This is a genomic window from Shinella sp., from assembly GCF_052438155.1.
Taxonomy (GTDB): domain Bacteria; phylum Pseudomonadota; class Alphaproteobacteria; order Rhizobiales; family Rhizobiaceae; genus Shinella.
In genome coordinates this window covers 675242-694540 of record NZ_JBQVPI010000001.1, presented here as the reverse complement: position 1 = coordinate 694540, position 19299 = coordinate 675242, and the positions used below count along the sequence as shown (strand labels likewise).

Annotated in this window: 17 protein-coding genes; 8 read left to right on the top strand and 9 right to left on the bottom strand. The window is 63.2% G+C overall.

All coding sequences use genetic code 11. The annotated features are described in order from the left end of the window. Positions 1-10: 10 nt before the first annotated feature. Positions 11-1024 (top strand): bifunctional helix-turn-helix transcriptional regulator/GNAT family N-acetyltransferase, encoded by a 1014-nt coding sequence (locus tag ACT6VE_RS03190; protein WP_444797158.1) that lies wholly within the window; start codon positions 11-13, stop codon positions 1022-1024. Here ACT6VE_RS03190 and ACT6VE_RS03185 read toward each other — a convergent pair. Together ACT6VE_RS03185 and ACT6VE_RS03180 are read right to left on the bottom strand one after the other, a co-directional pair. Then, positions 966-2210: an FAD-dependent oxidoreductase gene (locus ACT6VE_RS03185; protein ID WP_444797157.1), complete on the bottom strand. Its 1245-nt coding sequence runs from the start codon at positions 2208-2210 to the stop codon at positions 966-968. The two genes, ACT6VE_RS03190 and ACT6VE_RS03185, sit on opposite strands and share 59 nt — an antisense overlap. 33 nt (positions 2211-2243) lie before the next feature. Further along, positions 2244-2651 carry a winged helix-turn-helix transcriptional regulator gene (locus ACT6VE_RS03180; protein ID WP_444797156.1) on the bottom strand — a complete coding sequence of 136 codons (408 nt, stop codon included), beginning with the start codon at positions 2649-2651 and terminating at the stop codon, positions 2244-2246. Between the two features lie 173 nt (positions 2652-2824). Here ACT6VE_RS03180 and ACT6VE_RS03175 point away from each other — a divergent pair, with 173 nt between their 5' ends. Then, positions 2825-3712 carry an SDR family oxidoreductase gene (locus ACT6VE_RS03175; RefSeq protein ID WP_444797155.1) on the top strand — a complete coding sequence of 296 codons (888 nt, stop codon included), beginning with the start codon at positions 2825-2827 and terminating at the stop codon, positions 3710-3712. Positions 3713-3750: 38 nt separating this feature from the next. Here ACT6VE_RS03175 and ACT6VE_RS03170 read toward each other — a convergent pair whose 3' ends face one another. After that, the gene (locus tag ACT6VE_RS03170; protein ID WP_444797154.1) at positions 3751-4503 is read right to left on the bottom strand and encodes a pyridoxine 5'-phosphate synthase; all 753 of its coding nucleotides are present in this window, start codon (positions 4501-4503) and stop codon (positions 3751-3753) included. A gap of 234 nt (positions 4504-4737) precedes the next feature. On the opposite strand from ACT6VE_RS03170, the gene ACT6VE_RS03165 reads away from it, so the two are divergent. After that, positions 4738-5826 (top strand): hypothetical protein, encoded by a 1089-nt coding sequence (locus tag ACT6VE_RS03165; RefSeq protein ID WP_444797153.1) that lies wholly within the window; start codon positions 4738-4740, stop codon positions 5824-5826. A gap of 320 nt (positions 5827-6146) precedes the next feature. Further along, positions 6147-6824 (top strand): MerR family transcriptional regulator, encoded by a 678-nt coding sequence (locus ACT6VE_RS03160; RefSeq protein WP_444797447.1) that lies wholly within the window; start codon positions 6147-6149, stop codon positions 6822-6824. 78 nt (positions 6825-6902) lie between these two features. Here ACT6VE_RS03160 and ACT6VE_RS03155 read toward each other — a convergent pair whose 3' ends face one another. Then, positions 6903-8030, bottom strand: a complete 1128-nt coding sequence (locus ACT6VE_RS03155; RefSeq protein ID WP_444797152.1) for an ATP-dependent DNA helicase — start codon at positions 8028-8030, stop codon at positions 6903-6905. Between the two features lie 180 nt (positions 8031-8210). Here ACT6VE_RS03155 and ACT6VE_RS03150 point away from each other — a divergent pair, with 180 nt between their 5' ends. Next, entirely contained in the window at positions 8211-9263 is a 1053-nt protein-coding gene (locus ACT6VE_RS03150) for an AbrB family transcriptional regulator (RefSeq protein WP_444797151.1), read from the top strand. A 58-nt stretch (positions 9264-9321) separates the two neighbouring features. On the opposite strand, the gene ACT6VE_RS03145 is transcribed toward ACT6VE_RS03150, so the two are convergent. After that, the gene (locus ACT6VE_RS03145; protein WP_069058398.1) at positions 9322-9915 is read right to left on the bottom strand and encodes a LysE family translocator; all 594 of its coding nucleotides are present in this window, start codon (positions 9913-9915) and stop codon (positions 9322-9324) included. 124 nt (positions 9916-10039) lie between these two features. On the opposite strand from ACT6VE_RS03145, the gene ACT6VE_RS03140 reads away from it, so the two are divergent. After that, entirely contained in the window at positions 10040-10885 is an 846-nt protein-coding gene (locus tag ACT6VE_RS03140) for an aldo/keto reductase (protein ID WP_444797150.1), read from the top strand. A 71-nt stretch (positions 10886-10956) separates the two neighbouring features. Here the strand turns inward: ACT6VE_RS03140 and ilvN are convergent, their stop codons facing one another. Continuing rightward, on the bottom strand, positions 10957-11529 hold the full coding sequence (gene ilvN, locus ACT6VE_RS03135) for an acetolactate synthase small subunit (RefSeq protein WP_069058396.1): 573 nt from the start codon (positions 11527-11529) through the stop codon (positions 10957-10959). A gap of 75 nt (positions 11530-11604) precedes the next feature. Beyond that, positions 11605-13383, bottom strand: a complete 1779-nt coding sequence (locus ACT6VE_RS03130; protein ID WP_444797149.1) for an acetolactate synthase 3 large subunit — start codon at positions 13381-13383, stop codon at positions 11605-11607. Between the two features lie 347 nt (positions 13384-13730). Here ACT6VE_RS03130 and ACT6VE_RS03125 point away from each other — a divergent pair, with 347 nt between their 5' ends. Beyond that, entirely contained in the window at positions 13731-15809 is a 2079-nt protein-coding gene (locus ACT6VE_RS03125; protein ID WP_444797148.1) for an ATP-binding protein, read from the top strand. Here the strand turns inward: ACT6VE_RS03125 and miaA are convergent. After that, positions 15796-16710: a tRNA (adenosine(37)-N6)-dimethylallyltransferase MiaA gene (gene miaA / locus ACT6VE_RS03120; protein WP_444797446.1), complete on the bottom strand. Its 915-nt coding sequence runs from the start codon at positions 16708-16710 to the stop codon at positions 15796-15798. The genes ACT6VE_RS03125 and miaA overlap by 14 nt on opposite strands. Between miaA and serB the strand changes: the two genes are divergently transcribed. Beyond that, complete coding sequence (gene serB / locus ACT6VE_RS03115) at positions 16709-17602, top strand: phosphoserine phosphatase SerB (RefSeq protein WP_444797147.1); 894 nt, start codon at positions 16709-16711, stop codon at positions 17600-17602. The two genes, miaA and serB, sit on opposite strands and share 2 nt — an antisense overlap. A 99-nt stretch (positions 17603-17701) precedes the next feature. On the opposite strand, the gene ACT6VE_RS03110 is transcribed toward serB, so the two are convergent. Further along, entirely contained in the window at positions 17702-19231 is a 1530-nt protein-coding gene (locus ACT6VE_RS03110) for a DegQ family serine endoprotease (protein WP_444797146.1), read from the bottom strand. Between the last annotated feature and the right edge of the window lie 68 nt (positions 19232-19299).

Here is a 19299-nt window from a genome sequence, read left to right as displayed (position 1 = left end):
GGAGATCACCATGATTGCAACGCCTCCCGGAAATGGTGGCGCGGACACGATCGAAACCATCCGCGCCTTCAACCGCTTCTACACCAATCGCATCGGCGTGCTCGACCGCGCCTATCTCGACACGCCCTACACGCTGACCGAAGCGCGCGTCATCTACGAACTGGCGGTCCGCGGCTCCACCTCCGCATCGCTGCTCACCGAAGAACTGTCGCTGGATCCGGCCTATCTTAGCCGCATGCTGAAAGCCTTTGCCGGCAAGGGCATGGTCGATGCCCGAAAAGATCCGGCGGATGGTCGCGGGCGGCTTCTCAGCCTCACTGAAAGCGGTCGCTCCGTCGCCGCGGATCTTGCTATCCGCTCCCGGGATAGCATTTCCACCCTCATCGCGCCGCTCGACGAAGCGGAACGCGTTGCCCTCGGCGCATCTCTCTGCAAGGCCACCAGACTGCTCGGCGGCGGCCAGAGCGGCGATCCGATCGTTCTTCGCGACCACCGCGCCGGCGACATGGGCCGGGTGATCGCCAGCCAGGCGAAAAGCTATGTCGAAACCTACGGCTGGAATACAGAGTACGAGGCCCTCGTCGCCGAAATCTGTGCAAACTTCCTGCGCAACTTCGATGCCTCCCGCGAACGCTGCTGGATCGCCGAACAGAACGGCGACCTCGTCGGCAGCATCTTTCTGGTCAAGGGCGGCGAAAGCACCGCGAAGCTGCGCCTGCTGCATGTCGATGCCGCCGCTCGGGGCCACGGTCTCGGCACGCGGCTTGTGACGGAGTGCATTCGCTTCGCGCAAAAGGCGGGCTACAAGCGGCTGGAACTCTGGACGAACGACATCCTGACAGCCGCGCGCCGTATCTACCAGACCGCTGGCTTCAGGCTGGAGAAAGAGGAAGCGCATCACAGCTTCGGCCAGGATCTCGTCGGCCAGATCTGGGCACTGGACCTTGACGGCTGGCAGACGCCGGTCAGGCCTCCCGAAGCGCAGTCTCCAGCCAGCGGCATTCCTGAAGCCCAGCCGGCGTGAAGGGATCGGCAAGCGTGCCGGAAACGATGGCGGCGAGGACCTGCGGGGCTGGCGGGATTTTCGCAACGGTCGCCACCAGCCGGTCGCGCAGCCAGGCGATCGCTCGGGAATCGGACTGGTAATACGGCGTGAAGACATAGGACAGCAGCTGGAACAGCTGTACGTGACGGCGGCGCGCCGCGGCGTAGGCGGCAAGCGCCTCCTCCACGGTGGCCGCCGACGAAAGCGCATGCGCCAGCGTCGCCGCATCAAGCAACGCCATGTTCGCCCCCTGCCCAAGCTGCGGGCTGGTGGAATGGGCGCTGTCACCGATGAAGGCAATGCCATCCGCAAAGGGCGGAAGCGTGGTGCGGTGGGCATAGCGGGCGAGCGTCAGCTGGTCCCAATCCGAAATCTGCGCGAGGAAGGGCGCCGTCTCCGGCCAATGGTTGGTGATGCCGGCCTTCCACTGCGCAAGCCCGGCGCGCTTCACGGCGTCGGCATCCGCCGTCTTGAGGCTCCAGAAGAAGGCGGCCTTGCGGCCCTCGCCCGGATGCGCCCGGCCGACCGGCAAGATGCCGATCATGACTTTCGCGGCATCATACCGCTGGGCGAGCGCCCGGTCGTCATGCGCAATGCCGTCGCAATCCAGTGTCGCCCAGAAGGCGCCCCAGGGAAGCTCCGTCACCTTCGGTGCGACGACGGAGGCCGCGACGAGTTGTGAGCGCGCGCCGGTCGCGTCGATCACAAGATCATAGTCGCCGACGATCTCGCCGTCCGGGTCATGCAGCGCCGTGCGGGCCTGCCGGGTTTCGGCTTTTGCCAAAGTGATTCCGGTGCGGATGGGCAATCCCTCCGCCACCACCGCATCATGCAGCGTGGAAAACAGCGCCGCGCGATGCACCGCAAGCCCATAGCGACCGCCGGCCAGTGCGTCGTAGCGCACATCGAGAACGGTGCGGCCACTGCGCGCGTCCGCACCATGCAGCCGGTCGATGCGGTTGCCGAGGGCGTGGATCGTGGGGGAAAGACCGAGCGCATCAAGCACCGTGAGCCCCGTCGGCTGCATCAGCAGGCCAGAGCCGACCGGCGATGGACAGTCGAAACGCTCAATGAGCTCCACCCGATGACCGGCGCGTGCAAGAAACAATGCTGCAGCAAGCCCCGCAGGCCCCGCGCCGGCAATGCCGATATCCAGTGGCTTCATGCCCTTCCCCGAAACGGCCAGAAGGCCGGATTGTCAGTGCGCTTCTGCGTCGTAGACCAACCGGGCGGCCCGGATCGCAGCGTGGTTTTCGGTAGACCAGTGCACCAGGGAGCGCAGGAGCGCAAGGAAGGATTGGCCAAGCGGCGTCAGTCGGTACTCCACGCTCGGCGGCTGGGTCGGATAGACGGTGCGCGTGATATAGCCATCGCGCTGCAGGTCGCGTAGGGTCTGTGTCAGCATGCGCTGCGAAATATCCGGGATGAAGCGGCGCAGCTGCGAGAAACGGCGCGGTCCATCGGCAAGGCCGAGGATCATCAGCGAAGTCCACTTCCCGCCGACGCTGTTCAGCACGTCACGCACGGGACAATCGTCCATCGACATGGCAACGCCGTCGATCATCAACACCCGCTCGCCTTCGGCCCGATCGACCATCTTGTTCATAGCCGGTTCCCTCCAGGTAACCACCGCAGAAAAAACTGCCTCCTTTACAGGCTCTACCAGATTACCAGATAAGAGCAAGTCTCGATAAGAGACCAACCAGCAGGATGGACGACGCCTCCCCGCCACGCCTGCCCGAAAGGCCCTTCAGAACGGCCCCACACAAAGGTAAAGACATGACCGACACAGTTCTCGTTACCGGCGCCTCCGGCCAGCTTGGCCGCCTCGTCCTCGATACGCTTCTCGCCTCCGGCAAAGTTGCACCGGAAAACCTCATCGCCACCACGCGCGATACCGCCAAACTCGCTGACTATGCCGCCAAGGGCGTCTCCGTGCGCACCGCCGACTTCGACGACCCGGCCTCGCTCGATGCCGCCTTTGCCGGCGCCGGCAAGGTGCTGATCATCTCAACCGACGCACTCGATGCGCCCGGAAAACGCCTCGCCCAGCACAAGGCGGCCGTAGCCGCCGCGGAAAAAGCCAGCGCTAAGCACATCCTCTACACATCCATGCCGCAGCCGGACGATTCGCGCGTCACCTTCGCGCCGGATCATCTCGGCACCGAGGAAGCCATCAAGGCGACCGGCATCCCCTATACGATCCTGCGCGATGGCTGGTATGCGGAAAACCTCTTCATGTCGCTGCCGCACGCGCTTGCAACCGGCTCATGGTACACCTCGACCGGCGAAGGCAAGATCGCCCACATCACGCGCGCCGACACAGCCGCCGCCCTTGCCGGCGCCGTCCTGAAGGCCGGCAATGAGAGCAGGACCTACACGCTGACCGGCACGAACAGCCGCACGGCCGAAGAGATCGCCGCGATCGTTTCCGCCGCAACCGGCAAGCCGCTCGCCGTCGTCCATGTCACGGATGCCCAGTTGACCGAGGGCCTGAAGGCGGCCGGCCTGCCGGAAGGCTTTGTGCCGACCATCGTCTCCTTCGACGCCAACACGCGTGACGGCAAGATCGCCATGGTCACCGGCGACGCCGAAACGCTCTCCGGTCGCCCGCTGACGGCGTTCGAGGATTTCGTTGCCGCCAACAAGGCAGCCTTTCTGGGCTGAAGAAAAAGGCGCGGCGCTCCTTTCGCGGCGCCGTACCGTCAAACGTCCTGGCCGCAGGCGCGGCAGAAGCGACGCACCGTCTCCGCCATGCCGTATTGCAGCGCATCCGACGTCAAGCCATGGCCGATCGAAACTTCTGCAAGCCGCGGGATGCGCGCGACGAGTGCCGGCAGGTTGGCAACCGTCAGGTCATGGCCGGCATTCACCTCAAGGCCGAGATCGTGGGCGATGTCCGCTGTCTCGCCCAATAGATCGGCAAGGCGCGCAGCCTCCGCAGGATTGTCGTAACAACCGCCATAGGGGCCTGTATAGAGCTCGATCCGGTCCGCACCGATGTCCTTCGCGATGGCCAGCGCCGCGCGGTCCGGCTCGCCGTCGGCGAAGACCGAGACACGCAGGCCGAGCTTCTTCAGCCGGCCGACGACGTTTCCGAGCAGGTTGTGGCTCTTGCGGAAATCCCAGCCATGATCGGAGGTCGCCTGCGCCGGATCGTCCGGCACGAGCGTCACCTGTTCGGGGCGATGCTCCTCGACGAGGCGCATGAAGCTTTCTTCCGGGAAACCTTCAATATTGAATTCGGTGCTGGAAAACTCTGTGTCGATCAGCATGCGGATCGGTGCCAGATCGCTGAAACGCACATGACGCTGATCCGGCCGCGGATGCACGGTCAACCCGCTGGCACCGGCCTCGAGCGCGATCCGACCAAGGTCGGTGACGCTCGGCCAGGGCAGGTCCCGACGGTTGCGCAACATGGCGATGGCGTTGAGATTGACCGACAGTTTCGCAGGCATGACGCAGCTCACTCCTCTTGCTATATACAGGTCTAGCCTGTTGTTTCCACAAGGGCAATCACTGTGCGGCCGCGTCTCCCGACGCCTGCTCGCTATTTCTCCGCCGCGCCCGTCCCGCCCCTTGCTCAGGATCAAGAATCACCGGTAAACTCCCCCTGATTTTTGGAATGCGGCACTTCTTGCGGGAACGGAAGGAAATCAGGCAGCGACGATGGCCCCCTCTGTGGCAACACCATGAGCAGGACCGACAGGCCGGCGTGCGATCTCGTGCGGCGTGCCCTTCATGCTGTCATCGCCAGCGAGGCCTTCGCCCGCTCCGAGCGCTTGCGTTCATTTCTTTCCTATGTCGTCGAGTGTGACCTTTCCGGCAAGGCGGCGCATCTGAAGGGCTATAGCATCGGCATCGATGTTTTCGGCCGGCCGCCGGGTTTTGATGGCGGCAACGATCCGCTCGTCCGCGTGCAGGCCGGCAAGCTGAGAAAGCTGCTGGATCTATATTACGAGACGGAGGGTGCATCGGATCCTCTGCGCATCCGCGTTCCGCTGGGCAGCTATGTTCCGGAATATTCGTTCACCGCAGCCCAACCGGCAGCGACCGTCGACGCGGGGCCGCCTCCGCCCCCCGATCAGGCTCGGGAACCGCCTGTACCGCGCCGCTCATGGCTGCCTGCACCGATCTCCTCGCCGCTCGCGCTCTTCTCGCTGCTGCCGCTGTTCTTCCTGGCGCCCTCGGTCTATCCGGACACGACCAATGCGGCGATTGCCAAGGCCCAGCTCGTCCTCACGGTACAGAACAGGTTCGCAGCCCAGACCCAAGCCTTGCCGAGCTTGTATGTCCAGCAATGCTGGCCGGCCGGCGGTGAATGCAATGCATTCGCTCGCGCCGTCACCAACTCCGCCGGCTATCACAGGACGGTGCATCTCACCGATTCTGGCAAGCCGCGCGCGCTGCATCCGCTCTCCTATGCAATCCGCATCGAGAACCGCGCCGACAGGCGCGGCATCTACGCCCGGCTGATCCATGAACAGTCTGGCGCGACGATCTATGTGCGGCACTTCTCCCGCGAACAGCTTCGCAGCGAGGCCGGCATCGCCTTTGAAGCCGTCAATTTTGCCGCCCGTACGCTTTCGGCCAGTGGACCGCTCTATCGCCACGCGATGCAGATCGGCACGGCAAGCCGCATCATGCACTGCCTCACGCAGACCGAGCCGCACCAGGTCGCGCCCCGGACTGGACAGCGCGTGACCTGCAATGTGCATTCATCCGCCGCCCTTGCCGAAGCGGCCGCGCTTGGCGAGGCCGGCGCGGTGGCCACACGCTAAACCCTGCACGCCGGGCGAGCACAGAAAATACATCCCTAGATATAACGATAGGCACGCTCCCCCCTTCGGTTTACTTTATGAACCTGGGCGGATCGGTAGTGTGTGCCGCCCCGGTTCGAAATCCGGAACATTTTCATCAAGAATTTGATCGAGAATCTTCGCACGATTGCATACAGTTTCTTCGGTCTGCACAGCCGGCGAAACGGTGACAGGGCACTATCCACCGATTCGAATTCCTGCCTTCGAGGTGAAGCTGGTTTTGCGTCGGTGACTGGGGGTATTCACATGATCATTCTTCTTTTTTGCGGGCCACTTTCATGATGACCAATGAGTCCAAGAAAGCAGACGGCCGGACCGGCGCACGCAAGACCATTCGGTTCCTGCCCGTGGCGCCGCTGCCGGAAAACCTGCCCGAAGGGCGCCTTGCCATTGCGGACATGGCGAACGCTTTCGGCGTGACCCACCGCACCCTGCATTTCTACGAGGAAAAAGGCCTGCTGCGGGCGGCCCGCGTTGGCCCCATGCGCGTCTATGGACCGGAAGAGATCCAGCAGATGGCGGTGGTGAACACCTGCCGCGAGACCGGCATGCCCGTTGCGGTGATCCAGGAACTGCTGGATCAGCTTTCCGCTGCAGACAGCCAGGATGAAGCCGACATCATCTTCCGCACCGCCATGACCGCACGCAAGCGGGAACTCGCCGCCCAGCAATCAACGATCCGCCGCCAGATGCAGCAGATCAACGAACTTTTGGATTTCAGTGCCGCACACGAGATCGAAACGAACGACAACACGCCGCATTCCAGCTTCTCGCAGGTCGAACTGCGCTGCCTCACCTTGATGGCGGAAGGCTACCCGACAAGCCGCATCGCGCGCGCGCTCGAAGTCGAGCCGGGTGAAGTGCAGGTGATGGAAAAGACCATCATCGCCAAGTTCAACAGCAACAACCGTTTCCAGGCCGTCGCAAAGGCGGTCATGCTCGGGATCGTCGGTCATTAAGACCGTCGTAAGTGGCCGGACATGATGACCGGCCCTTCTATCCGCTTCCTGAGAAGCGGTCCGTCGTACGGGTCCTGATTATCGTACGATGGTGAGCGTTTCCGCGGCGCGCGTAATGGCAGTGTAAAGCCAGCGTTCACGCGTGTCGCGGAAAGCAAAACTTTCATCGAACAGCACGACATTGTTCCACTGCGAACCCTGCGCCTTGTGCACGGTCAGCGCATAGCCGAAATCGAACTCGTCATAACGCTTGCGCGTCGACCACGGGATCTCTTCTTCGAGATTCTCGAAGGCGGCCTTGAGCAGTTTGATCTTGGCCGCGCCGCGGTCCATGTCGTCGTCTTCCGGCCGGATCATCAAGTTGATGCCGGGCTTCACCGTTTCCTTGGACGAACTCATCACCTGCCAGAGCGAACCGTTGAGCAGGCCCTTGGCGGGGTCGTTGCGCAGGCACACCAGCTTGTCGCCGGATTGCGGATAATCGGTGGAAAAACCCTTCAGTTCGCGCAGACGCTGGTTGTAGCGCCGGCGCGTACGGTTGGTGCCGACCAGCACCTGGTCGGCCTCGAGCACGAGCGTCTGATCCACCTCGTTGCGCCCGATGACACGTGCCGCACCGTACTCGCCATAGCCGATATCCTTGCCTTCGCGCACCTGCATGGCAAGATGAATGATCGGGTTGTCGCGCGCCTGCCGGTGGATGTCCGTCAGAAGGTAATCCGGGTCCTGGTTTGTAAAATAGCCGCCACCGGAAACCGGGGGGAGCTGACCGGGATCGCCGAGCACGAGGATGGGCGTGCCGAAACTCATCAGATCCTTGCCGAGCGCCTCGTCCACCATCGAGCATTCATCGACGACGACGAGCGCCGCCTTGGCGACCGGGCTCTGGCGGTTGATGGAGAACATCGGCGAGATCGAGGTTTTCCCCGTCTCCTCGTCCGACACTTCCTCTTCGCCGCGCGGGCGATAGATCAGCGAATGGATGGTTCTTGCGTTCGAGGCCCCCTTCGAGCGCAGCACCTGTGCCGCCTTGCCGGTGAAGGCCGCGAAGAGAACATCGCCATCGACATTCTCGGCGAAATGGCGCGCAAGCGTCGTCTTGCCGGTGCCGGCATAACCGAACAGCCGGAACAACGGGTCCCGCCCGGCCTTCAGCCACTTTGAAACGGCTTTCAGCGCTTCATCCTGTTGGGGTGCGAATTCCATGACCGGACTTGGCAGGATTCGCCCGGCAGAGGCAAGGGGCAGCGTGAGGAGTACACAGGCGGACGCGGAACCAGCCCTCCCCTGATTTGGCCCTGTTCCCCAATGGCCCGACAATGTATGCAGTGCACACCCTCCCGGAGCCCTGATTTGTCCGCCGCCTCTTCAAGCCCGAACGAGAACATGCCAACCGGCGCCGGCAGATTGCCGGCCTGGCTGCAATGGTGCCTTGTTGGCTGTCTCTCCGTTGCCACGACAGTGCCGCTCGAAGTCGCCGGCTTCCCCGCAGCTCTCCTGATGGGACCGATGATCGCCGGCATCATCGTGGCGCTCAGCGGCGGGACGATCCGCCTGCCGCGCATCTTCTTCTTCGGCGTGCAGGTCGTGCTCGCGCTGATGATCGCCACCATGATCTCCAAGGATTTTCTCGGTACCTTCGCCGAAAACTGGCTGCTGATGCTGTTCGTGGTGATCTCGGTGATCAGCGTCAGCACGCTCTCCGGCTGGATGATCGCGCGCACCGGCGTCCTGCCGGGCACAACGGCGATCTGGGGCTCTTCCGCCGGCGCAGCCTCAACCATGATGATCATGGCCGAAGCCTACGGCGCCGACACCCGTCTCGTCGCCTTCATGCAATATCTGCGCGTCGTCTTCGTCGCGACCTGCGCCACGCTCGTTGCCCATTTCGGCGGCCATGACGGCGCGGCGGTGCCGCCGCATGCCTGGTTCGAACCGGTGCCGATGCTGCCCCTCGTCGCCATGCTCGGCATCGGCATTCTCGCCGGTCTCCTTGGCCAGAAGCTGCGCGTGCCGGCCGGCGCTTTCCTCGTGCCCTTTGCACTCGCCGCAGTGCTGAACTCGTCCGGCACGGTGGAGATCGTGCTGCCGCAATGGCTGCTGGTCATCGCCTTCACCTTGCTCGGCTGGAATATCGGCCTCGGCTTCACGCGCGCCATCCTCATGCATGCGCGCCGCGCCCTGCTGCCGACGGTCGCCTCGATCATCGTGCTGATCGGCTTTTCTGGCCTGCTCGCCGGGTTGCTGATCCTCGTCCTCGACATCGATCCGCTGACCGCCTATCTCGCGACCAGCCCCGGCGGCCTCGATTCCATCGCCGTCATCGCCGCATCGAGCAATGTGGACGTCGCCTTCATCATGACGCTCCAGACGGCGCGGCTGATCCTCGTGACCGTCCTCGGGCCGTGGCTTGCCCGCTTCATGGCAGACCGCGCCTAGGGTTTGTCAGGGAAAAGTGGAACCCGGCAATCGAGAATCAGTCTGAACCAGACTGATTCTAGCGCAACATCGGCCAGAGGCTGGCGACGAGCAGCAGGGCCATCGTGATGTTGAACCATTTCAGCCGCACCGGATCGGACAGCCACTGGCGCAGGGCCGAGCCGAAGCCGGCCCAGGTGGAGACGCTCGGGAAATTGACGATCGCGAAGGCGCTGCCGACGATGAGCACGCTCATCGTGTAATTCGCCGAATTCGTATAGGTCGCCATGGCGGAGACGGCCATGACCCAGGCCTTCGGGTTGACCCATTGGAAGGCGGCAGCAGCCAAAAAACTCATCGGCTGCGCACCCGTCTTGCCCTCGCCAAGGGTGCGCGACGTGCCGATCTTCCAGGCGATCCAAAGGAGATAGGCACCGCCTGCGAACTTCAGCACCGTATAGACCAGCGGCACGGCCTCCAGCAGCGCGCCGAGACCGAAACCGACGGCAAGCAACAGCACAAGAAAGCCGACGCCGATGCCGCACATATGCGGGATCGTGCGCACGAAACCGAAATTCACGCCCGAGGCAAACAGCATCATGTTGTTCGGGCCGGGCGTGATGGACGTGGTGAAGGCGAAGACCAGCAGCGCCAGAAAGATTTCAATCTGCATGGTAGCTCTTGTTATCCGGATTGTTTTTTCCGATTGATAAGCCATCTCTTGGCAACGACCAGCCAATTCTTGTCATGCATGCAATTCCCCTTGTGATGCATGACGGTTGAAAATGGAGTGCAGTATGAAAGCGGAACTACCGGCAGTCACCCTTCCCGGCGGGCGGCAGATACCGGCGCTGGGTCTCGGCACCTGGCACATGGGCGAAAGCGGCGCTTCGGCAGCGGACGAGGCTGCAAGCCTGCGCGCCGGGCTCGACCTCGGCATGACAGTAGTTGACACAGCGGAAATGTACGCTGACGGCGGCGCGGAGACTGTGGTAGGCGAAGCGATCAAGGGGCGCCGCGAAGGCGTGTTTCTTGTCAGCAAGGTCCTCCCCCACAATGCCAGCCGTACAGGGACGATCGCGGCTTGCGAGGCGAGCCTCAAGCGCCTCGGCACCGACCATATCGAACTCTACCTGCTGCACTGGCGCGGCCAGCATCCGTTGGCAGAAACCGTCGAGGCGTTCGAGACGCTGAAGGCGCAGGGCAAGATCGGCGCCTGGGGCGTTTCCAATTTCGACGGGAGCGACATGCTGGACCTGCTCGACGTGGCGGAACCGGCGCGTCCCATCGCCAACCAGGTGCTCTACAACCTCGCCCGGCGCGGCATCGAATACGACCTGCTGCGCTGGAGCCAGGTGCAGGGTATCCCGATCATGGCCTATTCGCCGCTCGACGAAGGGCGCCTCGTCGGGCATCCGACGCTGGAAGAAATCGGCCGCATCCACCATGCAAGCTCGGCGCAGGTTGCACTCGCCTTCCTGCTCACGAAGCCGGGCGTCATCGCCATCCCGAAATCCGGCTCGCCGGAGCGCGTGCGCGAAAATTACCGCGCTGGGGAAATCCGCCTGACATCCGAGGATATGAACCTGCTGGACGAAGCCTTCCCGCCGCCGACCCGCAAGCAGCCTCTGGAAATGATCTGAAATGAAAATGGAGCCTTCCACATCGGCGGAAGGCTCCATCCAAAGCTTGGCTATTTTATCCCTCGAAGGGCTTACATGCCCTGCGGGCCGCGGTTCATCGCGGCGATGCCCGTCCGGCACACTTCCGAGAGACCGAGCGGCTTCATGACGGCCACGAACTGGTCGACCTTGGACGACTTGCCGGTGATCTCGAAGATGAAGTGATCGACCGTCGCGTCGACGACCTTGGCGTGAAAGGCATCGGCAAGGCGCAGCGTTTCCGCCCGCATTTCGCCCGAGCCGGTAACCTTGACCAGTGCCACTTCGCGCTCGATCGGCCGCTCCTGGCCCAGGATCTTGGCGCGGACCGTCAGATCGACGACCCGGTGCACCGGCACGATGCGCTCGAGCTGCGACTTGATCTGCTCGAGCACGCCCGGCGTGCCGCGCGTCACGATGGTGATGCGCGACAGGTGTGCCTCATGCTCGGTCTCGGAGACCGTGAGGCTCTCGATGTTGTAGCCGCGGCCTGAAAACAGGCCGATGACACGGGCGAGCACGCCCGGCTCATTGTCCACGAGGATGGAAAGCGTGTGGCTCTCCGCGACCTGGGTTTCCTTGGCGATGAAATAGGCGGAGCCCGTGGGCTGTAGGTGTGCGTTCATTGTCGTTCTCTTTCCTCACGCAATCCCAAACGCAAAACCGCTGACGCACTTTTGCTGGAACTGCTCTCCTCTTCATCAAACGAGCTGGCGGCCCTTGGCGTCGATCGCATTGGCAACCGCTTCGTCCGTGGCCTCGTCAGGCAGCAGCATTTCGTTATGCGCCTTGCCGGACGGGATCATCGGGAAGCAGTTCGCCAGGTTCGCGACGCGGCAATCGAAGATAACCGGACGCTTGACGTCGATCATCTCCTGAATGGCAGCATCGAGGTCGCCCGGCTTGTCGCAGGCAATGCCGACGCCGCCATAGGCGTCTGCGAGCTTGACGAAGTCCGGCATCGCTTCCGTGTAGGAGTTCGACAGGCGGTTGCCATGCAGCAACTGCTGCCACTGGCGCACCATACCCATATACTGGTTGTTCAGAATGAAGATCTTTACGGGCAGATTATACTGAACCGCACAGCTCATTTCCTGAATGCACATCTGGATCGAGGCGTCGCCGGCAATGTCGATGACGAGGCTGTCGCGATGTGCAACCTGCACGCCGATCGCCGCCGGGAAACCGTAACCCATCGTGCCGAGGCCGCCCGAGGTCATCCAGCGGTTCGGATGTTCGAAGCCATAGAACTGCGCTGCCCACATCTGGTGCTGGCCGACTTCCGTCGTGATGTAGGTGTCACGGTCCTTGGTCAGCTCATAGAGCCGCTGGATCGCGTATTGCGGCATGATCACGTCATTGCTCTGCTTGTAGGCAAAGGAGTTGCGTGCGCGCCATTTGGTGATCGAGGTCCACCAGTCGGCCTGGACCGCCTTGTCGTAATCCTTGCTGCCGGCCCGCCACAGACGAACCATGTCTTCAAGAACATTGCCGACATCGCCCAGGATCGGAATATCGACGCGGACATTCTTGTTGATCGAGGACGGGTCGATATCGATATGGATCTTCTTCGAGTTCGGCGAAAATGCATTCAGGCGACCGGTGATACGGTCGTCGAAGCGCGCGCCGATGCAGACCATGACGTCGCAATCGTGCATCGCCATGTTCGCCTCGTAGGAACCGTGCATGCCGAGCATGCCCAGCCAGTTCTTGCCGGAGTGCGGATAGGCGCCGAGGCCCATCAGCGTGGAGGTGATAGGGAAACCGGTGATCTCGACCAGCTCGCGCAGCAGGCGAGAGGCTTCCGGGCCGGAATTCACGACGCCGCCGCCGGAATAGATGACCGGACGGCGTGCCGTCTTCATCAGTTGGACGGCCGCCTCGATCTGTCGGGCATCGCCCTGCAACTTCGGTTGGTAGCTCTTCTGGATGGGGGCGGCAGACGGCGGCGTGTAGGTGCCGGTCGCAAACTGCACGTCCTTCGGGATATCGACGACGACGGGGCCGGGACGGCCGGACTGGGCGACGCGGAAAGCCTCGTGGATGATGCGGGCGAGATCGTTGACGTCCTTGACCAGCCAGTTGTGCTTGGTGCAGGGGCGCGTGATACCAACCGTGTCGCACTCCTGGAAGGCATCCGATCCGATGAGCGTGGTCGGAACCTGACCGGTGAGGCAGACGAGCGGGATGGAATCCATCAGGGCGTCCTGCAAGGGCGTGACCGCATTGGTCGCGCCCGGGCCGGAGGTGACCAGCATGACGCCGACCTTGCCGGTGGAGCGGGCATACCCTTCGGCCATGTGGCCGGCGCCCTGCTCGTGACGCACGAGGATGTGCTCGATGTCGTCCTGCTGGAAGATCTCGTCATAGATCGGCAGGACGGCACCGCCCGGATAGCCGAAGATATGCTTTACGCCGTTGTCCCGCAGTGCCTGCAAGACAATTTCGGCGCCCGTCATCTGGTTTTCTGTTCCACTCATCGGATATTCCCGTCCGTCTCTTTAGTATTTCCGGTGTAATTATCGAATTTCTGGGCATAAAAAAAGGCCCCTTGGAGGAGCCTGCTTACCGCGCATGGGTGCTTTCGCCGGGTGGTTACACCACCCTGCCCATGCGCGTTCCCACCACAAGAATGTTTGCCGTCAGATTTTTCATGGGGCGAAGTGTTAGCCACAAAGCATACGCACGTCAACGCTTTTCCGGCCGTGTCGAAACGGCACGAAATGCGGCGCATACGGCGAAACGAGATCCAGAAGCGCGCCAACCCGAAACGTCTTATTAAGCGGCGGCGGCTAGAATTCTCCTTTGATGGCGAGGAGTGGCGTGGTTGCTGAACAGTGATTTTCAAAATTCCATCGTAGCAGGCGAACAGGATCGTCGGGACGACGTTGCTCCGGGCAACCGTCTGATGGGGCGCGTCGTCGCCTGCAACGGTTCGCACGCTACCATCAGCGCCGTCGCCGAAGGCGGACAGACTGCAATGACGGAACTGTGGTCCGTCGGCCGGCTCATCTCGATTTCCGTCGGCCGCAACCGCATCGTCGCCCTCGTCTATTCCATGGCCACCGACCAGCAGAGCTGGGTGGAAAATCACGACACGGTCTTCCGCATCGAAGTCGAACTTCTGGGCGAGGTTCATGTCAGCGCGGACGGACGCGAAGAATTCTCCGCAGGCATTACCGACTACCCCCATCTCGGCGCCATTGCGCACCGTATCCGTGCCTCGGACCTCGCCAGGGTCTACGACACCGGCAAGAGCGATGTCTGGGCCATCGGCAAGCTGACCCAGGATGAAAGCATCGACGCGACGATCCACGTGCCCTCCATGCTGGAGAAGCACTTCGCCATCGTCGGCACCACGGGCGTCGGCAAATCGACGTCGGTCACCCTGCTCCTGCACAAGGCCATCCAGTCCGATCCGCGCCTGCGCGTCCTGATCCTCGACCCGCACAACGAATTCGCCTCCGCCTTCGGCGACCTCTCGGTCATCATCGACACGGACACGCTCGACCTGCCCTTCTGGCTATTCCGCCTCGAAGAGCTGGCCGAGGTCATCTTCCGCGGCCGCCCGCCGATTCCGGAGGAAATGGATATTCTGCGCGACCTGATCCCGGAGGCCAAACGCGCCTTCCGCGGCACAAGCGACAACGGCCTGATGCGCCGCAGCAGCGAAAAGAGTTCGGTGACGGCCGATACGCCGGTGCCGTTTCGCGTCGCCGACCTGCTCGCCCTGATCGACGAACGCATCGGGCGCCTCGAAGGTCGGGCGGAAAAGCCGCACCTGCGCTCGATCAAGGTCAAGATCATGTCGGCGATCAACGACCCGCGCTATCATTTCATGTTCTCCTCGAACACCATCACCGACACGATCCTCGACACGATCGCGCGCATCTTCCGCATTCCGGGCGATGGCAAGCCGGTGACGACCTTCCAACTCGCCGGTATTCCTTCGGAAGTCGTCAATTCGGTCGCCTCCGTGCTTTGTCGCATGGCCTTCGAAATCGGGCTCTGGAGCAATGGCGCGGTCCACATGCTGGTCGTATGCGAAGAAGCGCACCGTTACGTGCCAGCCGACCCGAAACTCGGATTCACACCGACACGCCAGGCGATCGCACGCATCGCCAAGGAAGGCCGCAAATACGGGGTTTCGCTCGGCATCATCACCCAGCGCCCCGGCGAACTCGACCCGACAATCCTCTCCCAGTGCTCGACAATCTTCGCGATGCGTCTTGCCAATGACCACGACCAGGAAATCATCCGCTCGGCGATCCCGAACTCCTCGTCCTCCACCACAAGCTTCATCTCGTCGATCGGCAATGGCGAGGCCATCGCATTCGGCGAGGCCGTTGCCGTGCCGATGCGCATGCGCTTCTCGCGCGTCGAGGCGAGCCGTGTTCCAAAGGCCAACGGCATCGGGGTGAAGATCAGCGAGGAGACACCGCAAAACGTCGACCTGCGCTCCATCGTCTCCCGCATGCGCGCGATTTCCGGACCGGATATTTCCGGCTTCCAGAACGCCTATATCAGCGCCCAAGGTCAGAGCGGCTCGCTGCCGACCGGCTATGAGGATGCCCCCTACGAGGACGAGGAAGACTACATCGACACACTCCAGGCAGCGGCGGCCGCAGCCGCAGCGACAGGCCCGGCACCGCAGCCCTCTGCGCCGGAACCCTACCGGCCGGACATGCTGCCCGGCGCGCAAGGCGCCTACGACCAGTCGCCACAGGAGCGTTTTGAGACTATCCGCCGCGAACTGACATCTGAACCGCAACGGCCCGCCGCAGACCCCTATCGCCAGCCGGCACGCCCTGCCCCGGCCTTCGGTGAACAGCAGGAGCCACGACGCGAAGGGTCCATTCGCGACCAGCTTCTCAAGAAACCGCTCAGCAGCCTCATCCGGCGCTAGAGGCCAGGGGATCGATCCGCGTCCAGCTCTCGTCAAGCTGGTTGCGGAACCAGGTCATCTGGCGCTTGGCATATTGGCGGGTCGCGGCGGCACTACGCTCGATGACCGCCGCCTCGCTCATCTCGCCCGCAAGCATCGCCGCAATCTGCGGCACGCCGATCGCCTTCATCACCGGCATGGCGGGGGAGAGATCGAGGGCCAGCAGCGCCTTCACCTCCTCCACCGCACCGGATTTCAGCATCGCGGCGAAACGTCGGTTGATGCGGCCAGCGAGCACCGCGCGGTCGGGCAGCACCACGATTTTTTGCGCCCGGTCGGGATCGATCACGGTTGGCCCGGTCGCCGTCTGGAACGCGGCAATCGACTGCCCCACTGCCTCCAGCACTTCAAGCGCACGGACGATGCGTTGGCCGTCGCCTGGCTTCAGGCGATTGGCGATTTGGGGGTCACGCTCGGCAAGTTCCCGATGCAGGGCATCGGCGCCCTCGGCAGCAAGCCTGGCGCGAACCCGCTCCCGAACCACGTCGGGAATGGTCGGCATGTCCGATAGCCCGCCCGTCAGCGCGCGAAAATACAGGCCCGTGCCGCCGACGAAGACGGGCAGTTTGCCGCGCGCGCGCAATTGCGCCACGATGCCGCTCGCCTCGCGCAGCCAGTCACCGGTGGAATAGGCCGCCCCCGCCGGCACATGGCCATAGAGCAGGTGCTCGATGCCGTCCATATCCGCAGGCTGCGGGCGGGCGGTGAGAACATTCAGCGTGTCGTAAACCTGCATGCTGTCGGCATTGACCACCACGCCATCGTGCTCGGCCGCCAGTCGCACGGCAAGCGCGGACTTGCCGCTCGCCGTCGGGCCGGTTATCAGGATCGCGTCCTGCATTCGATCAAGGTTTCTCATCATGGCTTTCGTTGCCACGCTTGTCGCCAATCCGTCAAATCCTGTTCTGACGCCCGCCATTGCCGAAAGGGCTGCCGAACAGGTCAAGGCCGCTGGCCTCTACTGGCTCGCCGACGGCATCGCCTGTGACATTGCCCTGCGGGATGGCAGCGATATCCACGCGGCCCGCGACACGATCCTCGCCGCAATCGGCGGCCAGCCGATCGACGTCGCTGTTCAGGCAGCCGAGACCCGGCGCAAGAAGCTCCTCATCGCCGACATGGATTCGACGATGATCGGCCAGGAATGCATCGACGAACTTGCGGCGGAAGTCGGCCTCAAGGACAAGGTCGCAACCATTACCGCCCGCGCCATGAACGGCGAGATCGCCTTCGAGCCCGCCCTGCGCGAACGCGTCGCGCTGCTGAAGGGCCTGCCGGTCTCCGTCATCGACGAGGTGATCGAAAAGCGCATCACGCTGACGCCCGGCGGGCGCGAACTGATCGCGACCATGAAGGCAAAAGGCTACTACACGGCCCTCGTCTCGGGGGGCTTCACTGTCTTTACCAGCCGCATCGCCGCCACCCTCGGCTTCGACGAGAACCGCGCCAACCTGCTGCTCACTGCCAACGGCAAGCTGACCGGTGAAGTGGCCGAACCGATCCTCGGCAAGCAGGCCAAGGTCGACGCCCTCATCGAAATTTCCGAGCGGCTCGGGATCTCGCCGGAAGACTCCATGGCCGTCGGCGACGGCGCAAACGACCTCGGCATGCTGCACATCTCCGGCACCGGCGTCGCGCTGCACGCCAAGCCTGCGGTTGCAGCAGAAGCAAAAATCCGCATCGACCACGGCGACCTCACGGCACTGCTCTACCTGCAAGGCTATCGCAAGTCCGATTTCGTGATCACCGCCTGATCAGAGAGGCAAGCAAAAGGCCGCTGAAGCAACGCTCCAGCAGCCTGACTCAATCTCTCGACAGCTATCGGCAAGCCCCTGACAGCACTCGCCTTTCCGTCAGTCGATGCGCACGGTGATGTAGCGCAGCGCGCCGGTGCGGTTGGCGATCATCATGAGGACGTTGCGGCGGTCCTCCGACTTCAGCTTGGTGATGCGGGTCTTGACCTCGTCTGCCGTTGTGACGGCTTCCTGGCCGATTTCGACGATCACGTCACCCGGTACGATGCCGCGCTCGGCCGCCGCCGAATCCGGCGTGACCTCGGTGATGACCACACCCTTGACGCTTTCGTCGATCGAGAAGGTCTTGCGCGCGTCCTCGTCGAGGTCGCCGATCCCCATGCCGAGAACGAGATCGGCCTTCTCCGGCTCGGCCTGCGCGCCGGTATCAGGCGCCGTGCCCTCTTCCTTCGTTCCCTCGTCCGGCGTCGCCGCGTCCTCGGCGTTCGCCTGCTCCTCGCCGTCCTCGAGCCGGCCGAGCGTAACCTTGACCGTCATCTCCTTGCCATCGCGCAGCAGCACGACATCCACGGCCTTGCCGACCGGGCTTTCGGCCACGACACGCGGCAGGTCGCGCATTTCATCGACATCCTTGCCGTCGAAGCGAATGATAACGTCGCCGGTCTCGATCGACCCGTTATCCACCGGGCCGCCCTTGATGATGCCAGCGACAAGCGCGCCCTTGGCTTCCGTCATGCCAAGGCTTTCGGAAATATCGTCCGTCACCGGCTGGATGCGCACGCCAAGCCAGCCGCGACGCGTCTCGCCGAATTCGCGCAGCTGCGTGAAGATGTTCTGCGCCAGCTCCGTCGGGACGGAAAAGCCGATGCCGATCGAGCCGCCGGATGGCGAGATGATCGCCGTGTTGATGCCGATGACCTCGCCCTTCATGTTGAACAGCGGGCCGCCGGAATTGCCGCGGTTGATGGCGGCGTCTGTCTGGATGAAATTGTCGTAGGGGCCGGCATTGATGTTGCGGCCGCGCGCGGAAATGATGCCGACCGTCACCGAACCGCCGAGGCCGAACGGGTTGCCGATCGCCATCACCCAGTCGCCGATGCGCATGGTGCGGGAATCGCCGAACGGTACGGCCTTCAGCGGCGCCTTCGGTTCCACCTTGAGGAGGGCCAGGTCGGTCTTCGGGTCGGTGCCGACGAGCTTCGCCTTCAGCTTCGAGCCGTTGGCGAAATTCACCTCGATATCGTCCGCGCCCTCGATGACGTGGTTGTTCGTGGCGATGAAGCCCGACGGATCGATGACGAAGCCCGAGCCGAGCGAATTGACCGTCTGCCCCTGGTTCGAACCCTCGCCGCCATCACCCTTGAAGAATTCGTCGAAGAAATCCTGGAAGGGCGAGCCTTCCGGCACCTGCGGAACGGGTGCCTTGTCATCGCTCTTGACGTTTTGGGAGGTGGAGATGTTCACCACGGCATCGAGCAGGCCCTCGGCGAGATCGGCCACGGAAGCAGGACCCGCCGGCTGCACCTGCGCGACCGCTGGCGCGGCAAACGGTCCCCCGGCAGTCAGCGAAAAACTAACCGCGAGCGCGAGTGCCGCATGGGCTGCGCTGGACCTCGTCTTCAAAGCCATGTTCGGCATCCTCTTTCGTCTGGAGTTCGTGACGAGTGTTTGCCCTGGATACGGCAAAAATCAGTCCG